The 25,196-nt window shown below is 71.2% G+C and carries 21 protein-coding genes and 1 tRNA gene; 8 read left to right on the top strand and 14 right to left on the bottom strand.

The genetic code is table 11. The annotated features are described in order from the left end of the window. The first annotated feature begins 108 nt into the window (after window positions 1–108). Together acs and V2J52_RS13900 are read left to right on the top strand one after the other, a co-directional pair. Window positions 109–2,115, top strand: a complete 2,007-nt coding sequence (acs, locus tag V2J52_RS13895) for an acetate--CoA ligase (protein ID WP_331228317.1) — start codon at window positions 109–111, stop codon at window positions 2,113–2,115. Window positions 2,116–2,174: 59 nt separating this feature from the next. Further along, window positions 2,175–3,080: an alpha/beta fold hydrolase gene (locus tag V2J52_RS13900; protein WP_331228318.1), complete on the top strand. Its 906-nt coding sequence runs from the start codon at window positions 2,175–2,177 to the stop codon at window positions 3,078–3,080. A 59-nt stretch (window positions 3,081–3,139) separates the two neighbouring features. On the opposite strand, the gene nth is transcribed toward V2J52_RS13900, so the two are convergent. After that, a complete protein-coding gene (nth, locus tag V2J52_RS13905; RefSeq protein WP_331228319.1) occupies window positions 3,140–3,835 on the bottom strand; it encodes an endonuclease III in 696 nt (231 codons plus the stop codon). A 163-nt stretch (window positions 3,836–3,998) separates the two neighbouring features. Between nth and V2J52_RS13910 the strand changes: the two genes are divergently transcribed. Further along, window positions 3,999–4,676, top strand: coding sequence for a Crp/Fnr family transcriptional regulator (locus tag V2J52_RS13910; protein WP_331228320.1), 678 nt, complete (start codon window positions 3,999–4,001; stop codon window positions 4,674–4,676). 105 nt (window positions 4,677–4,781) lie between these two features. Here V2J52_RS13910 and V2J52_RS13915 read toward each other — a convergent pair whose 3' ends face one another. The 3 genes from V2J52_RS13915 to V2J52_RS13925 are packed head-to-tail and all read right to left on the bottom strand — an operon-like array spanning window position 4,782 to window position 5,749. Beyond that, window positions 4,782–5,249 carry a RidA family protein gene (locus V2J52_RS13915; protein ID WP_331228321.1) on the bottom strand — a complete coding sequence of 156 codons (468 nt, stop codon included), beginning with the start codon at window positions 5,247–5,249 and terminating at the stop codon, window positions 4,782–4,784. Then, on the bottom strand, window positions 5,246–5,398 hold the full coding sequence (sp36, locus tag V2J52_RS13920; protein WP_331228322.1) for a Sp36 family protein: 153 nt from the start codon (window positions 5,396–5,398) through the stop codon (window positions 5,246–5,248). Before sp36 ends, V2J52_RS13915 begins: the two co-directional genes overlap by 4 nt. 9 nt (window positions 5,399–5,407) lie before the next feature. Next, window positions 5,408–5,749 (bottom strand): WhiB family transcriptional regulator, encoded by a 342-nt coding sequence (locus V2J52_RS13925; RefSeq protein WP_491062109.1) that lies wholly within the window; start codon window positions 5,747–5,749, stop codon window positions 5,408–5,410. A gap of 209 nt (window positions 5,750–5,958) precedes the next feature. Here V2J52_RS13925 and V2J52_RS13930 point away from each other — a divergent pair, with 209 nt between their 5' ends. From V2J52_RS13930 to V2J52_RS13945, 4 genes are all read left to right on the top strand, one after another. Continuing rightward, window positions 5,959–8,457, top strand: coding sequence for a transglycosylase domain-containing protein (locus V2J52_RS13930; RefSeq protein WP_331228324.1), 2,499 nt, complete (start codon window positions 5,959–5,961; stop codon window positions 8,455–8,457). 26 nt (window positions 8,458–8,483) lie between these two features. Continuing rightward, the gene (locus V2J52_RS13935; RefSeq protein ID WP_331228325.1) at window positions 8,484–9,395 is read left to right on the top strand and encodes a metallophosphoesterase; all 912 of its coding nucleotides are present in this window, start codon (window positions 8,484–8,486) and stop codon (window positions 9,393–9,395) included. Window positions 9,396–9,475: 80 nt separating this feature from the next. Continuing rightward, window positions 9,476–9,549, top strand: a tRNA-Pro gene (locus V2J52_RS13940). A 661-nt stretch (window positions 9,550–10,210) separates the two neighbouring features. Next, entirely contained in the window at window positions 10,211–10,441 is a 231-nt protein-coding gene (locus V2J52_RS13945) for a hypothetical protein (RefSeq protein ID WP_331228326.1), read from the top strand. Between the two features lie 388 nt (window positions 10,442–10,829). Here the strand turns inward: V2J52_RS13945 and V2J52_RS13950 are convergent, their stop codons facing one another. From V2J52_RS13950 to trxA, 5 genes are all read right to left on the bottom strand, one after another. Continuing rightward, complete coding sequence (locus tag V2J52_RS13950; RefSeq protein WP_331228327.1) at window positions 10,830–12,110, bottom strand: hypothetical protein; 1,281 nt, start codon at window positions 12,108–12,110, stop codon at window positions 10,830–10,832. A gap of 11 nt (window positions 12,111–12,121) precedes the next feature. Continuing rightward, window positions 12,122–13,126, bottom strand: coding sequence for a sugar phosphate isomerase/epimerase family protein (locus V2J52_RS13955; RefSeq protein ID WP_331228328.1), 1,005 nt, complete (start codon window positions 13,124–13,126; stop codon window positions 12,122–12,124). 81 nt (window positions 13,127–13,207) lie between these two features. Beyond that, window positions 13,208–16,684, bottom strand: a complete 3,477-nt coding sequence (locus V2J52_RS13960) for a PQQ-dependent sugar dehydrogenase (RefSeq protein WP_331228329.1) — start codon at window positions 16,682–16,684, stop codon at window positions 13,208–13,210. A 460-nt stretch (window positions 16,685–17,144) separates the two neighbouring features. Then, window positions 17,145–17,933, bottom strand: coding sequence for a DUF3152 domain-containing protein (locus tag V2J52_RS13965; protein WP_331228368.1), 789 nt, complete (start codon window positions 17,931–17,933; stop codon window positions 17,145–17,147). A gap of 100 nt (window positions 17,934–18,033) precedes the next feature. Next, complete coding sequence (gene trxA, locus V2J52_RS13970) at window positions 18,034–18,408, bottom strand: thioredoxin (RefSeq protein ID WP_331228330.1); 375 nt, start codon at window positions 18,406–18,408, stop codon at window positions 18,034–18,036. 100 nt (window positions 18,409–18,508) lie between these two features. On the opposite strand from trxA, the gene V2J52_RS13975 reads away from it, so the two are divergent. After that, window positions 18,509–20,371 carry a S9 family peptidase gene (locus V2J52_RS13975; protein WP_331228331.1) on the top strand — a complete coding sequence of 621 codons (1,863 nt, stop codon included), beginning with the start codon at window positions 18,509–18,511 and terminating at the stop codon, window positions 20,369–20,371. A 205-nt stretch (window positions 20,372–20,576) separates the two neighbouring features. Here V2J52_RS13975 and V2J52_RS13980 read toward each other — a convergent pair whose 3' ends face one another. The 5 genes from V2J52_RS13980 to recR form a co-directional block, all read right to left on the bottom strand. Continuing rightward, the gene (locus tag V2J52_RS13980; RefSeq protein ID WP_331228332.1) at window positions 20,577–21,638 is read right to left on the bottom strand and encodes an aspartate-semialdehyde dehydrogenase; all 1,062 of its coding nucleotides are present in this window, start codon (window positions 21,636–21,638) and stop codon (window positions 20,577–20,579) included. Then, on the bottom strand, window positions 21,635–22,909 hold the full coding sequence (locus V2J52_RS13985; protein ID WP_331228333.1) for an aspartate kinase: 1,275 nt from the start codon (window positions 22,907–22,909) through the stop codon (window positions 21,635–21,637). The genes V2J52_RS13980 and V2J52_RS13985 overlap by 4 nt, the downstream gene beginning before the upstream one ends. A 177-nt stretch (window positions 22,910–23,086) precedes the next feature. Beyond that, window positions 23,087–23,863, bottom strand: a complete 777-nt coding sequence (locus V2J52_RS13990) for a TSUP family transporter (protein WP_331228334.1) — start codon at window positions 23,861–23,863, stop codon at window positions 23,087–23,089. Between the two features lie 63 nt (window positions 23,864–23,926). Beyond that, a complete protein-coding gene (locus V2J52_RS13995) occupies window positions 23,927–24,550 on the bottom strand; it encodes a DUF5063 domain-containing protein (RefSeq protein WP_331228335.1) in 624 nt (207 codons plus the stop codon). Further along, window positions 24,543–25,142 (bottom strand): recombination mediator RecR, encoded by a 600-nt coding sequence (gene recR / locus V2J52_RS14000; protein ID WP_331228336.1) that lies wholly within the window; start codon window positions 25,140–25,142, stop codon window positions 24,543–24,545. The genes V2J52_RS13995 and recR overlap by 8 nt, the downstream gene beginning before the upstream one ends. Window positions 25,143–25,196: the final 54 nt, after the last annotated feature.

Raw genomic sequence — 25,196 nt, forward strand, 5'->3', positions numbered from 1 at the left:
CGTGATGGATGTGGGCGCAGAGGGGTACATTCGAACCCATGCCGCACGTGACGCGCACCACAGCGCCGCGCGAGCGCCTGCCACGCACAACGTCGTCCGGAGGACATCATGGTTGATGAGAACGCCGCCTCACCGAGCGTCGAGGACACCGGGGCGGGAGGCCTCGAGAACCTCCTCGCCGAGGATCGCCGGTTCCCGCCGAGCCCGGAGTTCGCCGCCCACGCCAACGCCTCCGCCGAGGTCTACGAGAGGGCAGCCGCGGACCCGGAAGCCTTCTGGGCGGAGCAGGCGCGGGACCTGCTGACCTGGTCCACGGACTTCACCGAGGTGCTCGACTGGTCTGGCGCGCCGCGCGCCAGCTGGTTCGGCGACGGCCGCCTCAACGCCGCCTACAACGCCGTCGACCGGCACGTCGAGGCCGGCCACGGCGACCGGGTCGCCATCCACTTCGAGGGCGAGCCCGGCGACACCCGCACCATCACCTATGCCGAGCTGCGTGACGAGGTCGCCCGCGCCGCCGGTGCGCTCGCCGAGCTGGGCGTGCACACCGGGGACCGGGTGGCGATCTACCTGCCGATGATCCCGGAGGCGGTCATCGCGATGCTCGCCTGCGCCCGGGTCGGCGCACCCCACTCGGTGGTCTTCGGCGGGTTCTCCGCCGAGGCGCTGCACTCGCGCATCCTCGACGCCGAGGCGAAGGTGGTCATCACCGCCGACGGCGGGTACCGCCGCGGCAAGCCCAGCGCCCTCAAGCCGGCGGTGGACGCCGCTCTGGCCAAGAGCGAGACGACCGTGACCAACGTGATCGTCGTCCGCCGCACCGGTCAGGACGTCGCGTGGACCGAGGGCCGCGACCTGTGGTGGGACGACGTCGTCGCACGGCAGGGCACCGATCACGAGCCGGTCGCCGTCGACGCCGAGCACCCGCTGTTCATCCTCTACACGTCCGGCACCACCGGGAAGCCCAAGGGCATCCTCCACACCACCGGCGGCTACCTCACGCAGAGCGCGTACACCCACCGCTACGTCTTCGACCTCAAGCCGGAGACCGACGTCTACTGGTGCACCGCCGACATCGGCTGGGTCACCGGCCACTCCTACGTCACCTACGGCCCGCTCATCAACGGCGCCACCCAGGTGATGTACGAGGGCACGCCGGACACCCCGCACCGGGGCCGCTGGTGGGAGATCGTCGAGAAGTACGGCGTCACCATCTTCTACACCGCCCCCACCGCCATCCGCAGCTGCATGAAGTGGGGCGAGGAACACCCGAACGGCTTCGACCTGTCCTCGCTGCGCGTCCTCGGCTCCGTGGGCGAGCCGATCAACCCCGAGGCGTGGATCTGGTACCGCCGCGTCATCGGCAGCGACCGGACCCCGGTGGTCGACACCTGGTGGCAGACGGAGACCGGCGCGATCATGATCTCGCCGCTGCCCGGGATCACTGCCGCCAAGCCCGGCTCTGCGCAGGCCGCGCTGCCGGGCATCAGCGCCGACGTGTACGACGAGGCCGGCGAGCCCGTCCCTGACGGCGCGGGCGGCTACCTCGTCCTCACCAAGCCGTGGCCGGCGATGCTCCGCGGCATCTGGGGCGACGAGCAGCGGTACCAGGACACCTACTGGGCTCGCTTCCCCGGGGTCTACTTCGCCGGCGACGGGGCCAAGAAGGACGACGACGGCGATCTCTGGGTCCTCGGCCGCGTCGACGACGTCATGAACGTCTCGGGCCACCGGCTCTCGACCACGGAGATCGAGTCGGCACTCGTCTCGCACCCCACCGTGGCCGAGGCGGCAGTCGTCGGTGCGACCGACGCGACCACCGGCCAGGCGATCGTCGCCTTCGTCATCTTGCGCGGCGACGCCGCAGCCGCCGCCGACAACGGCGAGGGGGCGGCCGAGCACATCCAGGCACTGCGCAACCACGTCGCCGCGGAGATCGGGCCGATCGCCAAGCCGCGGTCGATCCTCGTGGTCTCCGAGCTGCCGAAGACCCGCTCGGGCAAGATCATGCGGCGGCTGCTGCGCGACGTCGCCGAGAAGCGGGAGGTCGGCGACGTCACCACCCTCGCCGACTCCTCGGTGATGACGCAGATCACCAGCGGGATGAACACGTAGCGGCGTCGCCCGCACGCCCTGTGCCGGCGTGCGGGCGACGCCCGGTAGGGTCTGGCAACGTGGCAGGCGACCAAAGCGTGATCTGGCAGGAAGGTCCCTGGGAGCACCGGTTCGTCCCGTCGAACGGCTCCCGGTTCCACGTCGTGCTCGCGGGGCCGGACGACGGCCCGCTCGTCGTGCTGCTCCACGGCTTCCCGCAGTTCTGGTGGGCCTGGCGCCATCAGGTCCCGGTGCTCGCCGCCGCCGGCTACCGGGTAGCCGCGATGGATATCCGTGGCTTCGGCGGCTCCGACAAGCCTCCCGTCGGGCACTCCACCCCCACCCTCACCGCCGACGTCGGCGGGGTCATCCGGTCGCTGGGCAGCGGCACGGCCGTCGTCGTCGGTCATGACTTCGGTGGCCTGCTCGCGTGGTCGATGCCGGTCCTCGAGCCGGACGTCACGCGCGCCATCGCGGTGCTGGGCGCCCCGCACCCGGTCTCCCTCCTGCGGGTCCGCAACAGCCTCACGCCACTGACCCGCGCGTTCATCACCCGGATCCAGGTGCCGTGGTTCCCCGAGCGGGCCCTGCGTGAGCGCGACCTGGTCACCCGGGTGATCACGGCTGCCTCCGCTCCCGGTCGAGCGGTCCCGCCGGAGGAGATCGCCGCGTACCGAGCAGCGATGAGCCTGCCCTCGGTGGCCCACACCAGCCTGGAGCACCTGCGCTGGCTGGTGCGCTCGACGCCGCGACCGGACGGTCGCCGCTACCTCGCGGCGATGTCCCGGCCGATCACCGTCCCGGTGCTGAGCGTCCGCGGTGGCCGGGACCGCCTCGCGCCGGCGGCGGCCTTCGCCGACGACGCCGAGCACGTCCACGGCCCGCTGCGCACCGCGGTGGTGCCCGCCGCCGGGCACCTGCTGCCCGAGGAGGCCCCGGCGGAGATCGCCGACCTGCTGCTCGAGCACCTCGCCACGTTGCCCTGAGCCCGGTCACCCCCTGGCCCTGAGCCCGGTCAACCGCCCCCACCGTCCCGGGCCGGCTATCAGGGCTCGCGCACCAGCTGCCGAGCGGCCACCGGGTCGGTCTCCCCCTCGCCGTAGCTCGGGCACAGCTCGGCGAGGACGCAGGCGCCGCACGCCGGCCGCCTCGAGTGGCACACCCGGCGGCCGTGGAAGATCAGCCGGTGGCACAGCATCGTCCAGCGCTCCGGCTCGACGAGCGCAGCGATGTCGCGCTCGACGCGGACGGCGTCGCGTGACGTCGTCCAGCCGAGCCGGCGCGCGAGGCGCCCGACGTGCGTGTCCACCGTGATGCCGGGGACACCAAAGGCGTTGCCCAGCACGACGTTCGCGGTCTTGCGCCCGACGCCCGGCAGCTTGACCAGCTCGTCGAGCGTGCCTGGCACCTCACCGCCGTGGTCCTCGAGCAGTGCCGCTCCCAGACCGCGCAACGCCCGGGCCTTTGCCCGGAAGAAGCCGAGCGGGCGGAGCGTCTCCTCGAGTGCGTCCGGGGCCGCGCCGGCGAGCTCCACCGCTCCCGGGTACCGCTCGAAGAGCGCCGGCGTGACCGCGTTGACCCGCACGTCGGTGGTCTGCGCCGACAGCACGGTGGCGACGAGGAGCTGGAACGGCGAGGCAAAGTCAAGCTCGCACCGCGCGTCGGGCCACCGGTCCGCCAGCAGGTCGTCGACGACCACGACGTGCCGGGGGTCGCCGGGAGTCGGGTCCGTCGAGGCCATGGACGCCAGCCTACGGGCGGCGACCGGCTGACGGCACTGCGCCACGGAGTTGCACCGTGCCGCAGCGACGTGCAGGCACAACGGGCCACTCGATGGCAGGATGATCGCAGGCGGGCCGTCGGCGGGCCGCAGGCGAGGACGACAGAACAGATGGGAAGCCACCGTGGACGACACCGCGATCAGCAATGTTCCGCTCTTTGCGACCCTCGATGACGACGCTCGCGCGGACCTGCGCGGCGCCATGCACGAGGTCACGCTGCGCCGGGGCGAGGTGCTGTTCAACGAGGGCGACCCCGGCGACCGGCTCTACCTCGTCATCGAGGGGAAGGTGAAGCTCGGCCACAGCTCGGGCGACGGCCGGGAGAACCTGCTGGCGATCCTCGGCCCCGGCGAGCTGCTCGGTGAGCTCACGCTGTTCGACCCGGGCGAGCGCACCGCCACGGCCACCGCGGTGGCCGTCACCCAGCTGCTCGAGCTCCAGCACGACCCGTTCATGGCACTCGTCGACACCCGGCCCGAGCTCGCCAAGCACATGCTGCGAGCGCTGGCGGTGCGGCTGCGCAAGACCAACGAGGCGCTGGCCGACCTGGTGTTCTCCGACGTTCCCGGGCGGGTTGCCAAGGCGCTGCTCGACCTCGCGGAGCGCTTCGGCGAGGAGACGCCGGACGGCCTTCGGGTTGCGCACGACCTCACCCAGGAGGAGCTCGCCCAGCTGGTCGGCGCGTCGCGCGAGACCGTGAACAAGTCGCTGGCCGACTTCATCTCCCGCGGCTGGATCCGGCTCGAGGGCCGGGCCGTGCAGATCCTCGACCTCGACCGCGTCCGCCGCCGGGCACGCTGAGCCGGACCGGCGCCGCAAGCCGGGCCAGCGCCGGGCCGGCCCCAGGCCGGGCCCGCTGAGCCGGGCCGGCGCTCGCGTCGAGCTCGGCTCAGCAGACCTCGACGTTCAGCGGACCGCGACCACGAGCTCGAGCTCGACCGGCGCGTCGAGCGGCAGCGCCGCGACACCGACCGCGCTGCGCGCGTGCACGCCGGCCTCGCCGAACAGCTCCCCCAGCAGCTCGGAGGCGCCGTTGACCACCCCGGGCTGCCCGGTGAACGACGGGTCGCTGGCGACGTAGCCGACGACCTTGACCACCTGGACGACGGCGTCGAGGCTGCCCACCTTGGCCGCCACCGCCGCCAGCGCGTTGAGCGCCGCGACCCGTGCCAGCGCCTTGGCCTGCTCCGGCGTCACCAGGCCCGGGCCGTCGCCGACCTTGCCGGTCACCGGCATCACGCCGTCGACCATCGGCAGCTGGCCGGAGGTCCACACGGTGTCACCGTGGCGGGCCGCCGGAACGTAGGCGGCGAGCGGCGGCGTGACGGCCGGCAGCTCGAGGCCCAGCTCCGCCAGCCGCCGCGAGATGCTCATGCCCGGGGCCGCTTGAGGTAGGCCACCAGGTTCTCGCTCGGGCCGGGCACCACCTGCACGAGCTCCCAGCCGTCGGCGCCCCACTGGTCAAGGATCGCCTTGGTGCTGTGGATGAGCAGAGGAATCGTCGCGTACTCCCAGGTCGTCATGTCCCCATCCTACGGCTGCCGCACCCGGGCGAGGATCCGCGGCGCCCGTGCCGATCGGAGCTCGGCGATGAGCTCGTCATCCTCGTCGCGCAGCCGCTCCGTCCACGACGGGACCTCGGGGTAGCGACGCAGCAGCGCTCGTCGCTCGCGTTCGGTCAGCCCGCCCCAGACGCCGAAGGGCACGTGGGCGTCAAGCGCGTCGGCGAGGCACTCGAGCCGCACCGGGCAGTGGAAACAGAGCTCGCGGGCGGCCCGTTGCGCCGCGCCTCTGACGAACAGCTCGTCCGGTCCGACCTCGCGGCATGCCGCACGCACGGCCCAGGTCTGGTCATTTGTGGAGCTCATAGCCATCCTCCTGTGATCGTGGCTTCGTCGCCACCTGCACACTTGTGCTGACCGTAACCCGGGTTAGCACGTTTCGGATAGCCCGGTGGCCAAATCGTGACCTTTACGGGATCTTCACAACATTTCTTCCGGATTTTTACACTTCCTGGTGAACCTCCTCACCCCGCGTTGGGCGCCCTAGCCATGGAGCACACCCGGGGACGTACGCTGGAAGCATGGCCTCAGGACCCTCCTCACCCGGACGCAGCGTCCGTCCGGTGCAGCTCGTCGCGATGCTCGTCGCGTTCCTCCTCATCGCTGTCGCCGGAGGCGTGCTGACCGCCGGCCTGCTGCTGCCCGCCGTCGGTTCCGTCGGCGCGGTGAGCAGCGCGACCACGGACCTGTTCGACGAGCTGCCCACGGACATGGACTTCACCGAGCCCTCGCAGCAGAGCGTCATGCTCGACGCCGAGGGCGGGCTGCTCGCGACGTTCTTCGCGGAGAACCGCATCGTCGTCAGCTCGGAGGAGATCTCCCAGCACGTGAAGGACGCCGCCGTCTCGATCGAGGACCGCCGCTTCTACGAGCACGGCGGCGTCGACCCCGAAGGGATCATGCGTGCGGTCGTCAACAACCTCGCCGGGCAGCCGCTGGAGGGAGCCTCGACGCTCACCCAGCAGTACGTGAAGAACGTCCAGGTCGAGGAGAGCCGGGTCACCAACGACCCCGAGCTCTACGCGGAGGCCACCGAGACCGAGGGTGCCGCAGGCATCGGCCGCAAGTTCGGCGAGGCCCGGTATGCCATCGCGCTGGAGAAGGTGTGGTCGAAGGACGAGATCCTCACCGGCTACCTCAACCTCGCGCAGTTCGGCCCCTCGCAGTACGGCGTGGAGACCGCCGCCCACCACTACTTCAACAAGACCGCCGCGGAGCTCAACATCGCCGAGTCGGCGATGCTCGCCGGCATCACCCAGTCGCCGGCGCGCTGGGACCCGGTCGGCAACCCGGAGAACGCACTGCAGCGGCGCAACGTCGTCCTCGGCACCATGCTCCGTGACGGTTACATCACCCAGGCCGAGCACGACGAGGCGGCCGCGCTGAGCATCGATGACATGCTCGAAGTCCAGGACGCGCCGCGCGGCTGCGGCGTGGCCGGGAACGCCGCCTACTTCTGCCAGTACGTCGTCAACGAGATCCTCCTCAATGACGCCTACGGCGAGACGGTCGAGGACCGGCGCCAGCTCCTCAACCGCGGCGGGCTGGCGATCCACACCACGCTCGACCCTGCTAAGCAGGAGGCCGCCTTCGAGGCCGTGACCGGCTCCATCCCGATCGACGACCCGTCGGGCATCTCGATGGCGCTGCCGTCGATCGAGCCGGGCACCGGCCACATCTTCGCGATGGCGCAGAACACCACCTACGGGACCGCCAGCGAGGACAACCCGCGCGCCACCCAGGTGAACTACAGCGTCGACCAGGCGCACGGCGGCGGCGCCGGCTTCCACGCCGGCTCGACCTTCAAGGTGTTCACCCTCGTCGAGTGGCTGCGCACCGGCCACTCGCTGATGGACCGGATCAACTCGGCCAACCGGTCCTTCCCGCGCGAGAGCTGGGAGATCTCCTGCGGGAACTACGCGACCGACTACGAGCCGAAGAACCTCGAGGGCTTCGGTGGCGGCGTCGAGACGGTGCTCGAGTCGACCCGGAAGTCGGTCAACACCTCGTTCGTCGTCATGGCCAACCAGATGGACCTGTGCGGCATCATCGACATCGCCGCCGACATGGGCGTGCGCAACGGCGAAGGCCTGCCCCTGGAGCCGAACCCGTCGATGATCCTCGGCACCAACAACGTCACCCCGCTGTCGATGGCCAACGCCTACGCGACGCTCGCCTCGGGCGGGACGTACTGCGAGCCGGTGGCGATCACCAGCATGACCGACCGCACCGGCGAGGAGATCCCGGTCCCGCCGTCGGACTGCCAGCAAGTGCTCGAGGAGGACGTCGTGGACGGCGTCAACCACGCGCTGCAGGAGGTCATGGGCCCCGAGTGGGACTCCACCGGCTCCCCAGCGCGCATCCCCCCGCGTCCCACCGCAGGTAAGACCGGCACCGCGAACGACGCCAAGCACGCCTGGTTCATCGGGTACACCCCGCAGATCTCCAGCGCGGTGTGGATGGGCCATGCCGATGGCGACGAGCCGATGATCTACACAACCATCAACGGACGCTACGTCCAGAGCGTCTACGGCGGTCTCATCGCGGCACCGACGTGGAAGGACTACATGCTCGAGGCCACCGAGGACATGCCGATCGTGGAGTTCCCCGAGGCCTCGCGCACCGCGATCCAGGGCGAGCAGATCACCATCCCCAACATCGGCGGCCGCAGCGTCGAGGACGCCCGCGACACCCTCGAGGACGCCGGCTTCGACGTGGAGATGGGCCGCGCGGTCGACTCCGGCTGGCCGGTCGGCGCGGCGGTGGCGACCACCCCCACCGCCGGCAGCGAAGCGCGCCGCGGCGAGACGGTCACTCTCTACACCAGTGGCGGACGAGCGGCGTCCCGGTCCTCCGACAGCAGCGCCGACGGCGGCCCCGGCAACAGCGGCGGCCCCGGTGACAGCGCCAGCTCCGGCAACAGCGGCGGCTCCGGCGACAGCGCCGGCTCGGGCAACCGCGGTAGCGACCGCGGCAACGAGGGCCGCGGCTGGGGCGGTCGCTCCGGGGACGACGACTGAACCCCGCCGGCCGCGCCGTCCTCGGCGTGACGGCCGCCGCAGCCGCCGGGCTGGCGTGGGCGGTCGCCGAGACGCGGATGTTCACCGTCCGGACCCATGCCGTCGCCGTGCTCCCGGCCGGCACCCGACCGGTGCGGTTGCTGCACGTCTCCGACCTGCACCTCACCCCTCAGCAGCGACTCAAGCGCGAGTGGGTGCGCTCGCTGGCCACGCTCGAGCCGGACCTGGTCATCACCACCGGCGACAACCTGGCGCACGTGGACGCCGTCCCCGCGGCCCTCGACGCCCTCGGGCCGCTCCTCGGGGTGCCCGGCGCGTTCGTGCTCGGCTCCAACGACTACTACGCCCCGCAGCTGAAGAATCCCGCGCGCTACCTCCTCCCGTCATCGCGCCGGAGCAGCACGAGCGAGCATCCGACGACGCTGCCCACCCCCGATCTCGTTGCGGGCTTCACCGGTGCCGGCTGGCTCGACCTCACCAACACCCGCGGCGAGCTCACCGTGCACGGCACCCGGATCAGCCTCGTCGGGGTCGACGACCCTCACCTCGAGCGGGACCGCTTCCCCGCGACCGAGGCCACGGATCGCGGCGCACTGCACCTGGGGGTCAGCCACGCCCCCTACACCCGCGTGCTGGACCAGATGGTCGCCGACGGCTGCGACCTCGTCCTCGCCGGCCACACCCACGGCGGTCAGCTCCGGGTCCCGGGCTACGGCGCACTGGTGACCAACTGCGACCTCGACACCGGTCGGGCCAGCGGCCTCCACGGCTGGCCCGGACCTCGGCCGGACGCCCCCGGCGGCGCCCGGTCGGCCTGGCTCAACGTGTCCGCCGGCCTCGGCACCTCACCGTTCACGCCGGTGCGGTTCGCCTGCCGGCCCGAGGTGAGCCTCATCGAGCTGCTCCCGACGACCGCCTCCCCGGCGATGGCCAGCTGAGCGATTGCTCACATCCGGCCCCGCAACGCCTCACCGGTTTTCCTCTGGCCCGTCCGCTCCGCTATCCTGAGCAGGCTCCACGGGGTGTGGCGCAGCTTGGTAGCGCGCTTCGTTCGGGACGAAGAGGTCGTGGGTTCGAATCCCGCCACCCCGACAGAAGAGAACGGCCCGGGACCGCAAGGTCCCGGGCCGTTCTCGTCCCCTGGCAGCAGGCTGCAGGGTGCCGGCTACGGGCTGAGCGTGCGCGCGGACGACGCGTCAGACGACTCGGCGTCAGACGGCTCAGCCGGGGTGCCCTGCGCCGCATGCTGCGCGATCGCGGCCTCGACGGCCGCGGCGACCCGACGGTCCTCGGCCCGGGGGGGGGGNGCCGGGCCCGGCGCCGCACCCGCGAGACGATCACGAGGGCGACGACGAGGGCGACGGCGGCCACCACGAGCCACGGCACCGCCCAGACGGTGAAGGTCCGCGCCCGGAGCACCTCGGCGTCGAGGTCGGCGTTGGCCCCGGCGACGGTCAGCTCTCCGCTGACGAGGACGAGCGGGGAGACCTTCTCCAGCACGATCTGCCGCTCGAGCTCGGAGCCCGGCGGCATCGCCGGGAAGGTCTCCCCGGTCGCCTCGCTCGTGCCCAGGCCGAACGGCCCGGCGAAGGTCGCGCTCTGCGCCCCGTCGAGGGTGATGTTGCCGGTGTTGCGCAGCGTGTAGGTCAGCGTCGCGCTGCCGGGCTGCCACGGCCACGGGCTGCCGTCGTAGTCGATGACGAGGTCGGCGATCTCCAGCTGCGGAGCGGCGTCACCGTCGACCCGCAGCAGGATGCGTGAGCCCAGCCGGCGGTCGACGGTCACGCCGTCGGTCTCGGACGCGGTCCGCAGCGAGGTGACGACGGCGCCGACGACGTCGCCCGGGGGCGCGTTCGGCGGCACGGTGATGCGGAACGGGATCCGGACCCCTTCGCCGGGCTCGATGGTCACCTCGTCCTGCGGCAGCACCACCCACGCCCCCAGCTCGGTGGACTCCTCGTCCGCCGGCAGCACGTCGAGCTGACCAGCCTCGTTGAGGAAGCCGTCGGCGGCGTACACCGCCAGCGAGATCGGCTCGTCGGAGTAGTTGCTGACGAGCAGCGCGTCGGAGATCGTCGCACCGGCGGCGATGTCGTACTGGTAGTTCGGCCGGTCGGCGCCGTGATCGTTGTCCTCGGGCCGGACGCTCCAGGTGACCGACGCCGGTCCGGTCGCGGCGGCGTCGTCGTCCGCGGTCTGCGCCCAGGCACTGCTGGGCAGCACGACGACAACGACGAGCATGAACAGTGAGACGAGCAGCGCGAGCAGCCTTGCCTCACGTCGTGTCGCGACGGGCACGAGGACCTCCGACGGTAGTTCTGACGTGGACGTGCCGCCCGGGCCACGAGGGCCCGGGCGGCCACACCGTCACGCTAGCTCAGGGCGGTGAGCGTCAGCGTGGCGTTGTAGGTCCCGGTCTCGACGTCGACGGGGAGCTTGAGCTCCACGTCGGCACCGAGCACGGCCGAGCCGAGCTCGTGCTCGGCGTCCGCGCTGCCGAGCACGCGGGAGACCGAGAGCCCGTCCCCGCCGTCGAACCCGGAGTCGACGTGGGCGCCGGCGACGGCACCCCCGCCGGCCTCGACGACCTCGGGCGTCCAGCCGAGGTCCGCACCCGAGGCGCTGTTGTCGCCCGCGGTGAAGTCGCCGACCTGGCCCGAGACGGACCACGCCGGAGCGTCGATGCGGGTGTCGGTCACCCGGACCGGGTTGAGCTCGCCGGTGGCGAGGAAGTGGTCCCCGGACTCCACGGCGACACCGAGGTTGACGAGGTTGCTCGTCGAGTCGATGGTCCAGATGAACTCACCCTGGTCCCGCTCGGGCACGACGACGACGACGTTCTGGTCGCCGTCGTTGCCACCGGCGGCCGGGGCGTCCCCGGTGTGGTCGCCTTCGACGGCGCCGGCCTGGTTGCCCGCACCGAGGTTCGCGGCGGGGTCGTTGTCCGCGAGGACGAACGAACCCAGCGCGGTGGTGCCGGCGACCTGGAGGTTGGCCGTGTTGCCGGAGAGGATGAGGTCCCCGCCGACGGTGTTGCCCCACTGGTCGGCGCCGCCGTCCGGCGTCGCTCCGATGAGGACGTCGCGCGCGCTGCCGGTGACGGCGAGGTTGCCGCTGGTGATGACGCCCGCGGCGCTCACTCCCCACTGGCTGCCCACGATGCTGACGTCTCCGTCGACGGTGAGCCGCAGGAGGTCGACGTAGTTCGACTCCAGCGAGTTGAGGATGCCACCGATGGTGCTGTCGCTGATCTCGAGGTCGAGGCCACCGGCCTCGACGCTGCCGTCGATCGCGCTGTCGAGAATGTAGAGGAACCCGCCGCGCAGGCCCTCGGTGAACGACACGACGTCGCCGGCGACAGCGGCGCCGTCGAGCAGGATGCCGTAGCTGTCGATGCCGATGACGTCCCCGCCAACGGTCACCGAGGTGGCGTCGAGCCAGCCGTCCTCGTCGACGAAGATGTCGCCCTCGACGGACGCGCCGCCGAGGGTACAGGTCCCACCGGCGGGGACGACGAGGTCACCGGTAATGGTTGCGGAGCCGAGGTCGCTGTCGCACTCGGTCTCCGCCGCGCTTGCCCCCGGGGCGGCGACGACCACGAGGGCCGCGGCCGCGAGGGACACGGTCGGAATCTTCCAGAGCTTCATATTCATGTCTCCTGTGGTCAGCCGCGCAGTGCGGCGATGGCTTCGTAGCTGCGGGCGGCGTTGCCGAGCGAGTTCGGCTGGTGCGGGGGCACAGCGTTGTTCGCGGCGTTGTCCTGCTCCCAGAGGCCGATCCGCTGGCCGCGGTCCCTGGTGGCGGAGAGGAACTCCTGGAAGTCGATGTCGCCGGCGCCGAACTCGATGATGTCGTAGCCGTTGCCGCTGTTGGGGTTGATCTTCCCGTCCTTGAGGTGGAGCAGCGGGAAGCGGCGGGGGTCGGCCTTGAGGTAGTCGATCGGCCGGAATCCGGGGTACTGGTGCGCGCCGACGTGCGCCCAGTAGACGTCCATCTGGAGGAACACCCAGTCGGGGTTGGTGTTCTCCAGGAAGAAGTCGTACAGGCGGGTGTCGGGTGCGTCGCTGAGGTAGCCGAACTCCCCGGCGTGGTTGTGGGAGTAGATCTTGATGCCCCGGGCGCGGGCCTTCTCCCCCATGATGTTCCAGTTGTCGGCGGCCTGGCCCCAGCCGGCGACCGTGTTGTCGCGGGTGACCTGGCCCCCCTGCCCGACGAACGGCATGCCGAGGGTCTCGGCGATGTCGAGCTGGGCATCGATGTTGTTCGGGTTGAGGCTGTTGTGACCACCGACGGCACGCAGGCCGTTGTCGTCGAGCAGCTGACGGATCTCCTGGGGCGTGATCGGGCCGACATTCCCCTGGGTGTATCCGGCGAACTCGATCTCGGAGTAGCCGATCGCGGCGAGCTCCTCGAACACGGCACGGAAGCCGATGCTGCTGACCTTGTCCCGGACGCTGTAGAGGATGATGCCGAGCTTGCTCAGCGGGACCAGGCGGTTCCGGCCGCCGGACGGCGCCGCGCCGGGGATGGCGCCGGGGTTTGCGCCGGCGACGCTACCGATACCGGCACCGAGGCCGACGGCGACGGAGGAGGCCGCCAAGGCCTTGATCATGTTGCGCCGGCTCATCGGCCGGTTGGGGATGGTGGGGTGGGCGTGCTGGTGACTCATGACTCTCCTTCGAGTTGAGCGCGGGGCCGGCCGGCCGGCTGGACGGCCGGCCCCGCAATTACTAAGAGTGCGCGTTCCTGGTTACTTGACGACCAGGTTGGCGCGGAGGGAGCTCGCGGTGGTGTTCGCGGTCGCCGTGTGGGTCACGGTGATCGTGTACGACCCGGCCGGGAACTTCGGCAGGGTGACCACCGCGTCACCGTTCTCGTCGAGCGTGGTGGAAAGCATCGCCACCGTGGAGACACCGCGCTTGACGTGAAGGGTGACCGGGCCGGTCCCGGCGAGGCCGGTCTCAGTCTCGGCGTGGATGGCGACCGTCGCCGCAACCGCAGGCTTGACCGTCGGGCTCACGTCAGCAGTGAGGACCGAGGCCGCCTTGGTCACGACGAGTCGTGCAGTGGTCGACGAGGTCTTGAAGGTCTCGTCGGCCTGGTAGGTCGCCCGCAGCGTGTGCGACCCGACGGCGAGCGTCGGGTCGAGCGCGACGGTGGCGGCACCCTCGGCGAGGGTGGCTCGACCGACCTCGACCTCACCGGCGGTGACGACGACGACGCCGGACGGCGTGCCACCCTCACCGGAGACGGTGACGGTGACCTCGCCCGGGGCGCCGTAGACGGCCCGCGCCGAGGACACCCTGGCGGTCGTGGTGGAGTCGACCGTGGGCTCGTTGGGAGCCTGCAGGTCGATGGTGAACGACACCTCGCCGACCTCGGAGACGTTGCCGGCGGTGTCGGTTGCCCGGTAGAGCAGGTCGTACTCACCGTTGGCGTTGAACGTCACCCGGTACTGCTGACGTGAGTTGAGGTTCGACCAGGTCGCCCCTCCGTCACGCGAGTACTGGATGGACGCGATCGCGCCGTTGTCCGTCGCGATGCCCTGGAAGGTGACGGGCACGTTGTAGACGCCCCCGACACCGGTCGGGGTGGCCGGGGTCAGCTCGTAGGACGCGGACGGGGCCTCGACGTCGGCGATGCCGTCGCCGACGAAGGTCAGGCTGTCCACGGCCAGCTCGTCCACCGAGGTGACGAACAGCTGGCCGGTGCCGGTCGGAGCGTTCGAGAAGTTGACCTCGACGTCCTTCCAACCCGAACCACCCGGGATCTGCGCAACCGCGAAGGGCTCCGCGTCCGCGGCGTTCCAGCGCAGCTGGACCGCGCCGCCACCCTGGGCACGGACGACGACGCTATCGATGTTGCTGAGGTTGACCGGGTCGTAGCGGAGGAAGTCTCCGCCACCGAGGCCTCGGATGGCCTTGCCGCCGCTGGCGTCCTCGTCCTCGTAGCTGACGACGCCCTGCAGGGCGAGCGCGTGCTCGGCCTGCTGCATCTTCGGGTTGAGGTGTGCGGTGGCCTCGCCCCGCGCGGGGGCGACACCCTCGTGACCGGCGTCGGTGTAGCTGACGACGATCGCGCCGAAGATCAGCGCGCCAGGCCCGTGCTCGGGAGAGTTCGGGTCGGTCTGGATGGCGGTCTGGCAGCCCGTGCCCGTGGTCTCCGGGTGGGCGTGCTGGTCGTGCCCCAGGCCGTAGGTCCAGGAGACTCGCGAGCAGACGGTCTCGTTGCCGTCCTCGGCGTCCTGCGTGCTCACGCTCAGCGGGACGACGTCGCCCCAGTCGAAGAAGCCACCGTTGACCGGGTCGTCGATGGTGACGACCGGAGCCTGGTTGCCGACCGAGATCTGGCGAGAGGTCAGCGCGAAACTGCCGTGCGGGTCGGTCACTCGAAGACGAACATCGAAGACGCCCAGCTCGGCGTACGTGTGGGTCGCCTGGACGCCTGAAGCCTCGAAGACCCCGTCGCCGTCGAAGTCCCACTCGTAGGTGAGCGCTTCACCCTCGGGGTCAACCGATGCAGAGGCATCCACCGTGATGGTCAGGGGCGCGTCGCTGCTGGAGATCGGCTCGGCCGTGAATGCGGCACGGGGTGACTTGTTGCCCTCGACGTAGTCGATCCGGAAAATGCCTGCTTCCGGGTTCTCCCGGAAGAAGCCCTTGCCGTACTCGAGCACGTAGAGGCTGCCGTCGGGACCGAACTCCATGTCGATGATGCCCGACCACTGCGGAGCAACCATGTCGTACAGGGCTACGCTGGGCAAGAAGTTGGTGATCCCGGTGACCACGCCGTCGCTGCTCAGCTCATCGAGCGTGAAAGCGGCGAGGTAGTCCTGGGAGTACTCACCCATGAGGGGCTTGCCGTCCCAGTACGGCGGGAGCTTGGTCGTTGAGGGGTTGTTCTCGTCGTAGCGGTAGACGGGCCCACCCATCGGACCCTGGCCGCCGCGGGTGGAGAACTCGACGAGCTCGTCCCAGGGCTGGTCCCCGGGGCGGTCGCCGTAGTACAGCTGCGGAGCGGTCGCCGGCGGAAGCACGTCCATGCCGGTGTTCCAGGTGGAGTTGTTCTCCGCACCCGCCTCACAGTCGAAGAACTCGCCGGGCTGAGCAGTGGCGTAGTCCCACTCGTTGTAGTTGGCGTTGGGGCCGTGGCAGTAGGGCCAGCCGCCGTTCATCGCCTCGGTGGTCAGCTGCCACTCGACGTAACCCATCGGGCCGCGAACTTCGTTGGCGTTACCGGCATCCGGACCGTAGTCGCCCCAGAAGAGCGAGTCGGACTCGGCGTCGTAGCCAATGCGGAACGGATTACGCAGGCCCATGACGTACAGCTCTTCACGGACCGGCTCGTCGGCGTACTCTTCGCCGGTGAACAGGTTCCCCTCGGGGATCGTGTAGGTGCTTCCTGGGCCAACCTCGGCATCGGCCGCGATCTCGTCGAGTACCTTGATCCGCAGGATCGCGCCCCGCAGGTCATTGGTGCTACCGGCACCACGGCGGGCATCGAAGCCGGGGTTCATTCCGGGGGCGTTGTTGTTCGGCGCGTAGCCGTTTGCGCCCGGCGTGCTGGCCGGAGTGTTGTCTCCGGTGGAGAGGAACAGGTTGCCATCGCTGTCGAACGCGATGTCCGCTCCGACGTGGCAGCACTGCCCACGCTGGGCCTCAACCTTGAGGATCGCCTCCTCGGTGGTCAGGTCCAGCTGACCGGCTTCGTCATCCCACTTGAAGCGGGACAGTTGGTTGTAGCCGAGCCACTGGTCCCAGTAGCTCGCGTCCTGTCCAGCAGGAAGTGAGTTGGGCGCGTTGCCCTGGGGGGTCGTCTCTCGGTACTCCACACCACTAGGAGAGGTACCCGACATCACGCGGGGTGCGTAGGCGAGGTAGACCCAGCTGTTCTCCTCGAAGTTCGGGTCGAGGGCGATGCCCTGCAGGCCGTCCTCGGAGTTGGCGTAGACATCGAGCTGCGCCACGTGGCGGGTCAGGCCGCTGGTCGGATCCGTCATCCGCACGATGCCGTTACGGGCTGTGTGCAGGATCCGGGTGTCCGGGAGCACGGCCATACCGATCGGCTCGCCGGTGTCCTTGGTCAGGGTGACCTTCTCGTAGTTGGACCAGTCGAGGGCGGCTTCGGCGCCGTCCTCGAGTGCGGGGTCCACGCCGTTGTCGGCTGCTGCCATCGGGGCAGCGAGCATTCCAGTGACGACCATGGCACCGGCCGCCAGCACTGCCATCGAACGGCGCACTCTGCGTCGTTCACGACTAAGGTTCATCTGTGATGCAACTCCTCTGAGGGGTTCTCACAAGACCGGGGCCCGCCCACCACCACAGGGTGCGGGTCCCGGTCACTGTCTTTCCGGCTCAGCGCCGGCACACGGGTCGACTTCCTCCTTTCCGTCCGACCGTGGATCTCACGGAGTGCCGTGGCGCGCGGGGTCGCGAAGGGCGACGGAGGTGGCGCGAGCTCCGAGCAACAGTGCTCGGCGCTGAACTGCGGCTGGCCACGCAGGCGTAGCCACCGATCGATCAACGGTGATCATGCTGTGAAGATAACCTCACTTTTGAAGACGGTCAACCAAAAGCCGAAAGGCGAGATGCAACCTAGGCGAGGCGCGCTTTCACAACCGCGCATACCCGCACTATCTCGCGAATAATGGCGCGTCCGAGCGCCGTCCATGGCCCTGCTCGCCGGCCTCAGGATGCCGCTGCAGGCCACCCGTTCGGCCGGCAACCGTCGAGCCCGAGCGTCTGCTGGAGCATCACCGGCGCCACCGCCCCGGGTGCCGGGCAGCGGACGTGGCCCCGGCCGATGACATGCCCCACCTCGTGGTTGACGAGGTACAGGCGGTACTCCGCCACGGTGCCGCCGGCGGCGAGGAACGGGTCGGCGCCACCGGCCCAGCGGGCCGCGTTGAGCACCGCGAACCCGACCCGCCCGCACGAGACGGTCCCGCCGGTATCGACCGGGTGGCAGAGCCGGTCAGTGGTCGCCGGTGAGGCGAGAGTGACGTCGACGTCGGCGTCACCCTCGGTCCTCGCGAAGCTGATCGAGCCGTCGTGGCCCCAGCCTCGCGGATCGTTGAGTGTGGTCATCACCTGGCGGGCGAACTCACCGCCGTCGACCCCCAGCCCCGTCTCGACCTCCACCCGGACGGTCGCCACCCGGGCGGCGTCGCCGTCGGGAGCGGGCTCCTCGCCGGGGACGGTACGCAGCTGGCCGCCGGCGTCCGGGGGGACGTCGGTGCTCCACAGGCCGCCCTGCGCGGACACGAAGCCGAGGGTGGGCGTCTTTGCCGAACGCGCGTGCCAGCCGTCACCGGCGAGCTCGGGCGGGCTCCACGGCGCGTCGTCGGGAACGGCGAACTGCTCGACGGCGGCCGGGCGGGCCCCGCCAGGGTCGGCCCAGTTGGGCCAGAGCACAAGCGCGCTCGCCGCCCCGAGGACGGCGAGCGCGAGCACCGTCCGCAGCGCCCGGCTACGCATCACGGCACCAAACTCCTGCAGGTCGCGGCGGGTACACGCTCGATCGTCTCACGCGAGCGCGCCCCCGCCGTCGTGCCGGGCGGGCCTGCCTCGGTCCTGGTCAGGACTCCTGGGCGGCCTGCGCCTCGGCAACCTTGCCCCGGACCTCGTCCATGTCGAGGTCCTTGACCTGCGTGATGAGCTGCTCGAGAGCCGGCCCGGGCAGCGCGCCCGCCTGCGAGAACACCAGCACGCCCTCGCGGAACGCCATCAGTGTCGGGATCGCGGTGATGCCGGCCTGTGCGGCGAGCTGCTGCTCCGCCTCGGTGTCGACCTTGGCGAAGAACACGTCCTGGTGGCTCTCGGACGCCTTCTCGTAGACCGGTGCGAAGTTCTTGCACGGCCCGCACCAGTCGGCCCAGAAGTCGACGAGCACGATGTCGTTGTCGGTGATGGTCTGCTCGAGGGTGGCCTCGGTGACGTCGGTCGTCGCCATGATCTCTCCTTGTGGTGGGTGTCCTCAGAGGAACGTCGTCCTATCGTCCATCATTCCCCCAACCGGCCGTCGTGCATCCCAGGCGACCTACGCTGAGACCATGACGAGGCTCCGACAACGGTCGCAGGGACGAACAACGGCGGGCGACTGGCCCCCGCCGGTGTGGCAGCAGCGCTTCCGGGCCGGCAGGGTCGACGTCCCGGAGTGGGCGAGCGACGAGCCGGACCACGCCGTCGTCATCGCCACCCACCGCGGGGCCCCACAGGTCCACTCCTGGCAGCCGAGCATCGGGCACCTGCTGCCGGCCACCGACCGGCCCGCGGGGACCGACCACGCGACGATCGACCCCTCGGGCCGCTGGCTGTGGTGGTTCGACGACACCGACGGTGACGAGTTCGGCCACTGGCGGCGCCAGCCGTTCGGCTCACCGCCCAGCCGGCGCGCCGAGACCCCGATCCCGTTGCCGCCGGCCTCCCCCGCTGGGCTGCTGCTCGCCCATGACGGCACCGCGGTCATCGGTCGCACCGACACCCCCGACGGGACGACGATCCACCAGGTCTTCCCCGGGCCGTCGACCGCCACGCCGCAGCCGCCCGTGCTGCTCTACGCGAGCGAGCACGACGCGGAGGCCGCCGCGCTGAGCGACGACGGCAACCTGCTGGCGATCGAGCACTCGGAGCACGGCGACAGCCGCCACCCGGCGCTGCGGGTGGTCGCCGCCGACACCGGAACCTTCGTCGCCGAGCTTCATGACGGGCCCGGTCGCGGCATCTGGGCGCTGGGCTTCGCGCCGCTGCCGGGCGACACCCGGCTGCTCGTGCTCCACGAGCAGACCGCGATGCCCGGCCTCGCGGTGTGGGACCCGACCAGTGGCGCCCGCCGCGAGCTGCTGCTCGGGCCCGTCGACGGCGAGGTCACCGACGCCGACTGGTACCCCGACGGCACCGGTGTGCTCGTCGCGGTCGACCACGACGCCCGCACCCGGCTCTACCGCCACGACCTGGCCAGCGGCCGCACCACCGCCGTCGGGCCGTGGGACGGCACCGTCGACGAGGCGACCACGCGGCCCGACGGCGAGGTCTGGTTCACCTGGTCGTCCGCGGTCGAGCCTCATACCCTGCGCACCACGCGCGGCGGCGGCACCCTCATCCTTCCCATCGGTCCGCGGCCGCGGCCGTCGACCGCGGTGCAGGACGTGCGGGTCGCCGGGCCCGGTGGGGAGGTCCACGCGCTGCTCCGGGTGCCCGAGGGCATCGAGCAGCCCTACGCCGTCGTCGTCGACGTGCACGGCGGGCCGGCCGACCACCGCACCGACTCCTTCTCCCCCACGCTCGCCGCGTGGGTGGACCACGGCTTCGCGGTGCTGAGCATCAACTTCCGCGGCTCCACCGGCTACGGCACGCGCTGGCGGGACGCGATCGAGGCAGGAGTCGGGCACACCGAGCTCGAGGACATCGCCGCCGTGCACCAGGCGCTGGTGGTCGACGGGGTGCTCGACCCCGAACGCTCGATCCTTGCCGGAGCGTCGTGGGGCGCCTACCTCACCCTGCTGGGGCTGGGCACCCAGCCCGACCGGTGGCGGCTGGGCATCGCCGACGTCCCGGTGGCCGACTACGTCGCCGCCTACGAGGACGAGACCGCCTCGCTGCAGGCCTTCGACCGGTCACTCTTCGGCGGCACCCCGCAGCAGGTGCCGGAGGCGTACCGGGTGGCGAGCCCGATCACCTACGTCGAGCACGTCCGCGCGCCGGTGCTCGTCCTCGCCGGGATGAACGACCCGCGGTGCCCGGTGCGGCAGGTCGGCAACTACGTGGACGCGCTGCGGCGGCGCGGCGGCGACGTGGAGCTCTACCAGTTCGCCGGCGGGCACGGCTCGCTGGTGGACGACGAGCGCATCGCCCAGCTGCAGGTGCAGCTGGGCTTCGCCCGCCGCCACCTCGGCGACGCCCCCCGAACCCCCTGACCCGCTGGGCCCGCTGGCCCCGCTGGGCCCGCTGGCCCCGCTGGGCCCGCTGCACCCCGTTGGGCTCGCCCTGTTCGATCAACGCTCGGCCCTCCCAGCACCCGCCGGGCGAGTGGAAGGGGCGAGCCCGGCGCGCGGCTCGGCTGGCGCGGCCGGGGCGCGGCTGGGCTGGCCGGGCCGATGGATCAGCCCGGCCGGCCGTGCGTCAGGCGGTGAGGATCCGCTGGGCGAGCAGCTCGGCGATCTGGATGGTGTTGAGCGCGGCGCCCTTGCGCAGGTTGTCCCCCGCGACGAACAGCGCCAGCCCGCGACCGCCGTCGACGCTCGAGTCCTGCCGGACCCGTCCTACGAGGGTGACGTCGGCCCCGGTGGCCGCGAGCGGCGTCGGGACGTCGGCGAGCTGCACACCAGGAGCACCCGCGAGCAGCTCACGGGCACGGTCGGCGCTGATCGGCCGCTCGAACTCGGCGTTGATCGACAACGCGTGGCCGGTGAACACCGGCACCCGCACGCAGGTGCCGGAGACCGCGAGCTCGGGCAGGCCGAGGATCTTGCGCGACTCGTTGCGCAGCTTCTGCTCCTCGTCGGTCTCGTCCGAGCCGTCGTCGACGAGGTTGCCGGCGAGCGCGATGACGTCGAACGCGATCGGCGCGACGTAGGTCTGCGGCTCCGGGAAGGTCACCGCCGCGCCGTCGTGGACCAGCGCGGTGGCGTCCTGCTCGACGGCGGCACGCACCTGGGTGTCGAGCTCGCGCACCCCGGCGAGGCCGGAGCCGGAGACCGCCTGGTAGGTGGAGACCACCAGCCGGACGAGGCCGGCCTCGTCGTGCAGCGCCTTCAGCGCCGGCATCGCGGCCATCGTCGTGCAGTTGGGGTTGGCGATGATGCCCCGGGGCACGTCGTCCAGCGCGACCGGGTTGACCTCGCTGACGACGAGCGGCACCTCGGGGTCCTTGCGCCACGCGGAGGAGTTGTCGACGACGGTCGCGCCGGCCGCGGCGAACCGCGGCGCGTGCTCGCGTGAGGTGTCGCCCCCGGCGGAGAACACCGCGATGTCGATCCCGGACGGGTCGGCGGTCGCGACGTCCTCGACGACGACGTCCTCGTCACCCCACGGCAGCGTGGTGCCTGCCGAGCGCGCCGAGGCGAAGTAGCGGATGGACGCGACCGGGAAGTCGCGCTCGGCGAGCAGCGCCCGCATGACCTTGCCGACCTGCCCGGTCGCGCCGACCACGGCCAGGTTGATCCCGTTGCGGTTCTCACTCATCGTCCGGTCCCTCCGTAGACCACGGCCTCCGACTCGTCGGTGTCGAGCTCGAACGCGCTGTGCACAGCGCGCACGGCATCGTCGAGCACGTCGGCCCGGGTGACCACCGAGATGCGGATCTCCGAGGTGGAGATCATCTCGATGTTGATTCCTGCATCGAACAGTGCGCTGAACAGCTTGGCCGAGACGCCCGGGTGCGAGCGCATGCCGGCGCCCACGAGCGACAGCTTGCCGATCTGGTCGTCGTAGCGCAGGTCGGCGTAGCCGAGCTCGGCCTCCGCGGCGCGCAGCGCGGCCAGCGTGGCGTCGCCGTCGGTCTCCGGCAGCGTGAAGGAGATGTCGGTGAGGCCGGTGGACTCCGAGGACACGTTCTGCACGATCATGTCGACGTTGGCGCCGGCACCGGCGACGACGGCGAACAGCCGCGCGGCTGCGCCGGGGACGTCGGGCACGCCCTTGACGGTGATCTTGCCCTGGCTGCGGTCGTGGGCCACGCCGGCGATGATCGGGGCTTCCATGGTGTCCTCCTCGGACTGGGAGTCGACGTTCCGGATCCAGGTTCCGCGCTTGGTGGAGAACGAGGACCGGACGTGGATGGGCACGTTGTAGCGCCGCGCGTACTCGACGGCGCGCAGGTGCAGGATCTTGGCGCCGTGGGCCGCCATCTCCAGCGTCTCCTCGCTGGTGATGTCGGTGATCTGGCGGGCGGCGGGCACGATCCGGGGATCGGCGGTGAACAGGCCGTCGACGTCGCTGTAGATCTCGCAGACGCTGGCGTCGAGCGCTGCCGCGATGGCGACCGCGGTGGTGTCCGAACCGCCCCGGCCGAGCGTGGTCACGTCCATGTCCTGCGAGACGCCCTGGAACCCGGCGACGATCGCGACGCCGCCCTCCTCGAGGGTGCGGGCGATGCGCTCGGGCACCACACCCACGATCGAGGCCTTGCCGTAGGCGGCGTCGGTGAGGACACCTGCCTGCTGCCCGGTGTAGGAGCGGGCGGGGACACCGAGCTCGGTGATCGCCATCGCGAGGACCGACATCGAGATGCGTTCCCCGGCGGTGAGCAGGATGTCGAGCTCGCGCTCGGCAGGCTGGTCGGTGACCTGCGAGGCGAGGTCGAGCAGGTCGTCGGTGGTGTCGCCCATGGCGGAGACCACGACGACGACGTCGTTGCCCGCCGCCTTCGTCTCGACGATGCGTTGGGCGACACGACGCACGCTGGCAGCGTCGGCGACGGACGATCCGCCGAACTTCTGGACAACAAGGGCCACGAGGGGAGCTCCGCTAGGTCGGTGACACACAGGAGCCGGCCGCACGGGCGGCCCCAAGAACGCAGCACAGTCTAGAACGATCTCAGATGTCGGGCACCGTGGCGTCCGCTCCGTGGGAGCACGTGGCGGCGGTCACGCCGTCACTAGAGCGTCCGGCCCGGTCCGGATCCGCTCGTCTCAGCGGGTGACGAGGTCCCAGCCGAGCCGGAGGATGAGCGCGCCGACGACGACGACGAACACCACCCGGACGAACCCGCTGCCCTTGGCCACCGCCATCCGGGCGCCGAGGTAGCCGCCGAGGAGGTTGGCGGTGCCCAGCGCGAGCCCGAGGCCCCAGAGGACCGCGCCGTAGGGGATGAAGAAGATGAGGGCACCGGCGTTGGTGGCGAAGTTGACGATCTTGGCCAGCGCCGTCGCCGGCAGGAAGGCGTAGCCGAGCACCGACACCAGGGAGATGACGAGGAAGGTGCCGGTGCCCGGACCGAGCAGCCCGTCGTAGGCGCCGATGACCAGGCCAAGCCCGGCGGCTGCGAGGTGGTGGCCACGCCCGGACCAGCGCAGGTCGGTCTGGGTGCCGATCGTGGGTTTGGCGATCGTCCAGGCGGCGACTCCGACGAGCACGACGAGGATGATCGGGGTGAACAGGTCGGCCGGGATCCGCGAGGCGAGCGCAGCGCCGCCGACCGCGCCGAGCAGCGCCGTCAGCGCCATCGGCGCCGCGGTGCGCAGGTCCGGTCCCACGCGCCGGTAGTAGGTCAGCGAGCTGACCGCGGTGCCCATGATGGAGCCGAGCTTGTTCGTCGCCAACGCCTGGACCGGGCTGATACCGGGAACCAGCAGCAGCGCGGGCAGCTGGATGAGCCCGCCGCCGCCGACGACGGCGTCGACCCAGCCGGCGGTGAAGCCGGCGAGCAGCAGGAGGACGACCGTGAGGACGTCGAGGTCGAGGGGCACAGCGACATCATGCCGTGACCGGCGCTCGCCGCCCGTCGGTCGGGCGGCGCGGTCGGCGCGGTTCTAGTCCGGCGCGTGCAGCGCCTCGAACTCGGCGTCGGCGGCGACGTCCTCGTCCACGTCCAGCCGCAGGTGGGCGAGGATCGACAGCAGCGTGCGCAGCGCTGCGGCGGCGCGCTCTCCCCAGCTCGACAGGTAGGAGAACTGCCACCACCACAGCGCTTCGATCTCGTTTCCGGCGCGCAGGTGCTGCAGCCCCCGGCGCAGCGCGGTGGCGATGTCGGCGAGGTCGGCGGAGATCGCGCCCGGTGTCACGGCGGCGTCGAGCAGCGGGTCGGGCACCTCGCGGTACTCGTCGACCCCCTCGAGCGCGTTGGCGAGCCCGAGACGCAGCGGGTCGACGTCGGGCTCGCCGCCGTCGTCGGGCTCGAAGCGGTGGGACGGGACGACGTCGACGACGGCGCCGAGCCGCGCGCCGGCGGCCGAGATGTCCGAGACGGCCAGCAGCAGCAGCGAGATCGCCGCGTCCGGGTTGGTGCCGGCGGCGACCTCGGTGAGCGTGGCGAGGAAGCGCTCGGACTCGGCGGCGGTGGCGGCGACCAGCACCCGCAGGTCGGCGGCCTCCTGCGCGTCAGGGTCGGCGTCGGAGTCGGCGCCGGTGGCGGTGGTGTCCGGTGTGTCAGTCATCGATCCTCCTACGTCCTTCGAATGCCCGGCCGAGGGTGACCTCGTCGGCGTACTCCAGGTCGCCGCCCACCGGCAGGCCGGAGGCCAGCCGGGAGACCGGGACCTCCATGCCGCGCAGCATCCGCGCGAGGTAGGTGGCGGTCGCCTCGCCCTCGATGTTCGGGTCGGTGGCGAGGATGACCTCAGTGACGTTGCCGCTGGCGAGCCGGGTCATGAGCTCGCGGATCCGGAGGTCGTTCGGGCCGATGCCGTTGATCGGGTTGATCGCCCCGCCGAGCACGTGGTACTTGCCCCGGAACTCGCGGGTGCGCTCGATCGCGACGACGTCCTTGGCTTCCTCGACGACGCAGAGGAGGTCGTCGCTGCGGCGCGGGTCGGTGCAGATACGGCACTTCGGCGCCTCGGAGATGTTGCCGCAGACCTCGCAGAACCTCACCCGCAGCTTGACCTCGGTGAGCACGTGCGCCAGCCGCTCGACGTCGGCAGTCTCGGCGGACATCAGGTGGAAGGCGATGCGCTGGGCGCTCTTGGGACCGATCCCGGGGAGTCGTCCGAGTTCGTCGATGAGGTCCTGCACTGCGCCTTCGTACACCCCGTCAGCCTACGTCGCCGCGGCCCGACCGGCTGCGTCCGCCCGCGGCCGGAC

Source organism: Georgenia sunbinii, from assembly GCF_036421875.1.
Lineage (GTDB): Bacteria > Actinomycetota > Actinomycetes > Actinomycetales > Actinomycetaceae > Georgenia_B > Georgenia_B sunbinii.

Bases quoted from the DNA above. Each gene is read 5' to 3' on its own strand.
- V2J52_RS13955 (WP_331228328.1), bottom strand. From the start codon at position 13,126: ATGAGTCACCAGCACGCCCACCCCACCATCCCCAACCGGCCGATGAGC.
- V2J52_RS13975 (WP_331228331.1), top strand. From the start codon at position 18,509: ATGACGAGGCTCCGACAACGGTCGCAGGGACGAACAACGGCGGGCGAC.
- V2J52_RS13965 (WP_331228368.1), bottom strand. From the start codon at position 17,933: ATGCGTAGCCGGGCGCTGCGGACGGTGCTCGCGCTCGCCGTCCTCGGG.
- V2J52_RS13980 (WP_331228332.1), bottom strand. From the start codon at position 21,638: ATGAGTGAGAACCGCAACGGGATCAACCTGGCCGTGGTCGGCGCGACC.
- acs (WP_331228317.1), top strand. From the start codon at position 109: ATGGTTGATGAGAACGCCGCCTCACCGAGCGTCGAGGACACCGGGGCG.
- nth (WP_331228319.1), bottom strand. From the start codon at position 3,835: ATGGCCTCGACGGACCCGACTCCCGGCGACCCCCGGCACGTCGTGGTC.
- trxA (WP_331228330.1), bottom strand. From the start codon at position 18,408: ATGGCGACGACCGACGTCACCGAGGCCACCCTCGAGCAGACCATCACC.
- V2J52_RS13925 (WP_491062109.1), bottom strand. From the start codon at position 5,749: ATGGCTATGAGCTCCACAAATGACCAGACCTGGGCCGTGCGTGCGGCA.
- V2J52_RS13930 (WP_331228324.1), top strand. From the start codon at position 5,959: ATGGCCTCAGGACCCTCCTCACCCGGACGCAGCGTCCGTCCGGTGCAG.
- sp36 (WP_331228322.1), bottom strand. From the start codon at position 5,398: ATGACGACCTGGGAGTACGCGACGATTCCTCTGCTCATCCACAGCACC.
- V2J52_RS13960 (WP_331228329.1), bottom strand. From the start codon at position 16,684: ATGGCAGTGCTGGCGGCCGGTGCCATGGTCGTCACTGGAATGCTCGCT.
- V2J52_RS13950 (WP_331228327.1), bottom strand. From the start codon at position 12,110: ATGAATATGAAGCTCTGGAAGATTCCGACCGTGTCCCTCGCGGCCGCG.
- V2J52_RS13915 (WP_331228321.1), bottom strand. From the start codon at position 5,249: ATGAGCATCTCGCGGCGGCTGGCGGAGCTGGGCCTCGAGCTGCCGGCC.
- V2J52_RS13995 (WP_331228335.1), bottom strand. From the start codon at position 24,550: ATGACTGACACACCGGACACCACCGCCACCGGCGCCGACTCCGACGCC.
- V2J52_RS13945 (WP_331228326.1), top strand. From the start codon at position 10,211: ATGCGTGAGCCCAGCCGGCGGTCGACGGTCACGCCGTCGGTCTCGGAC.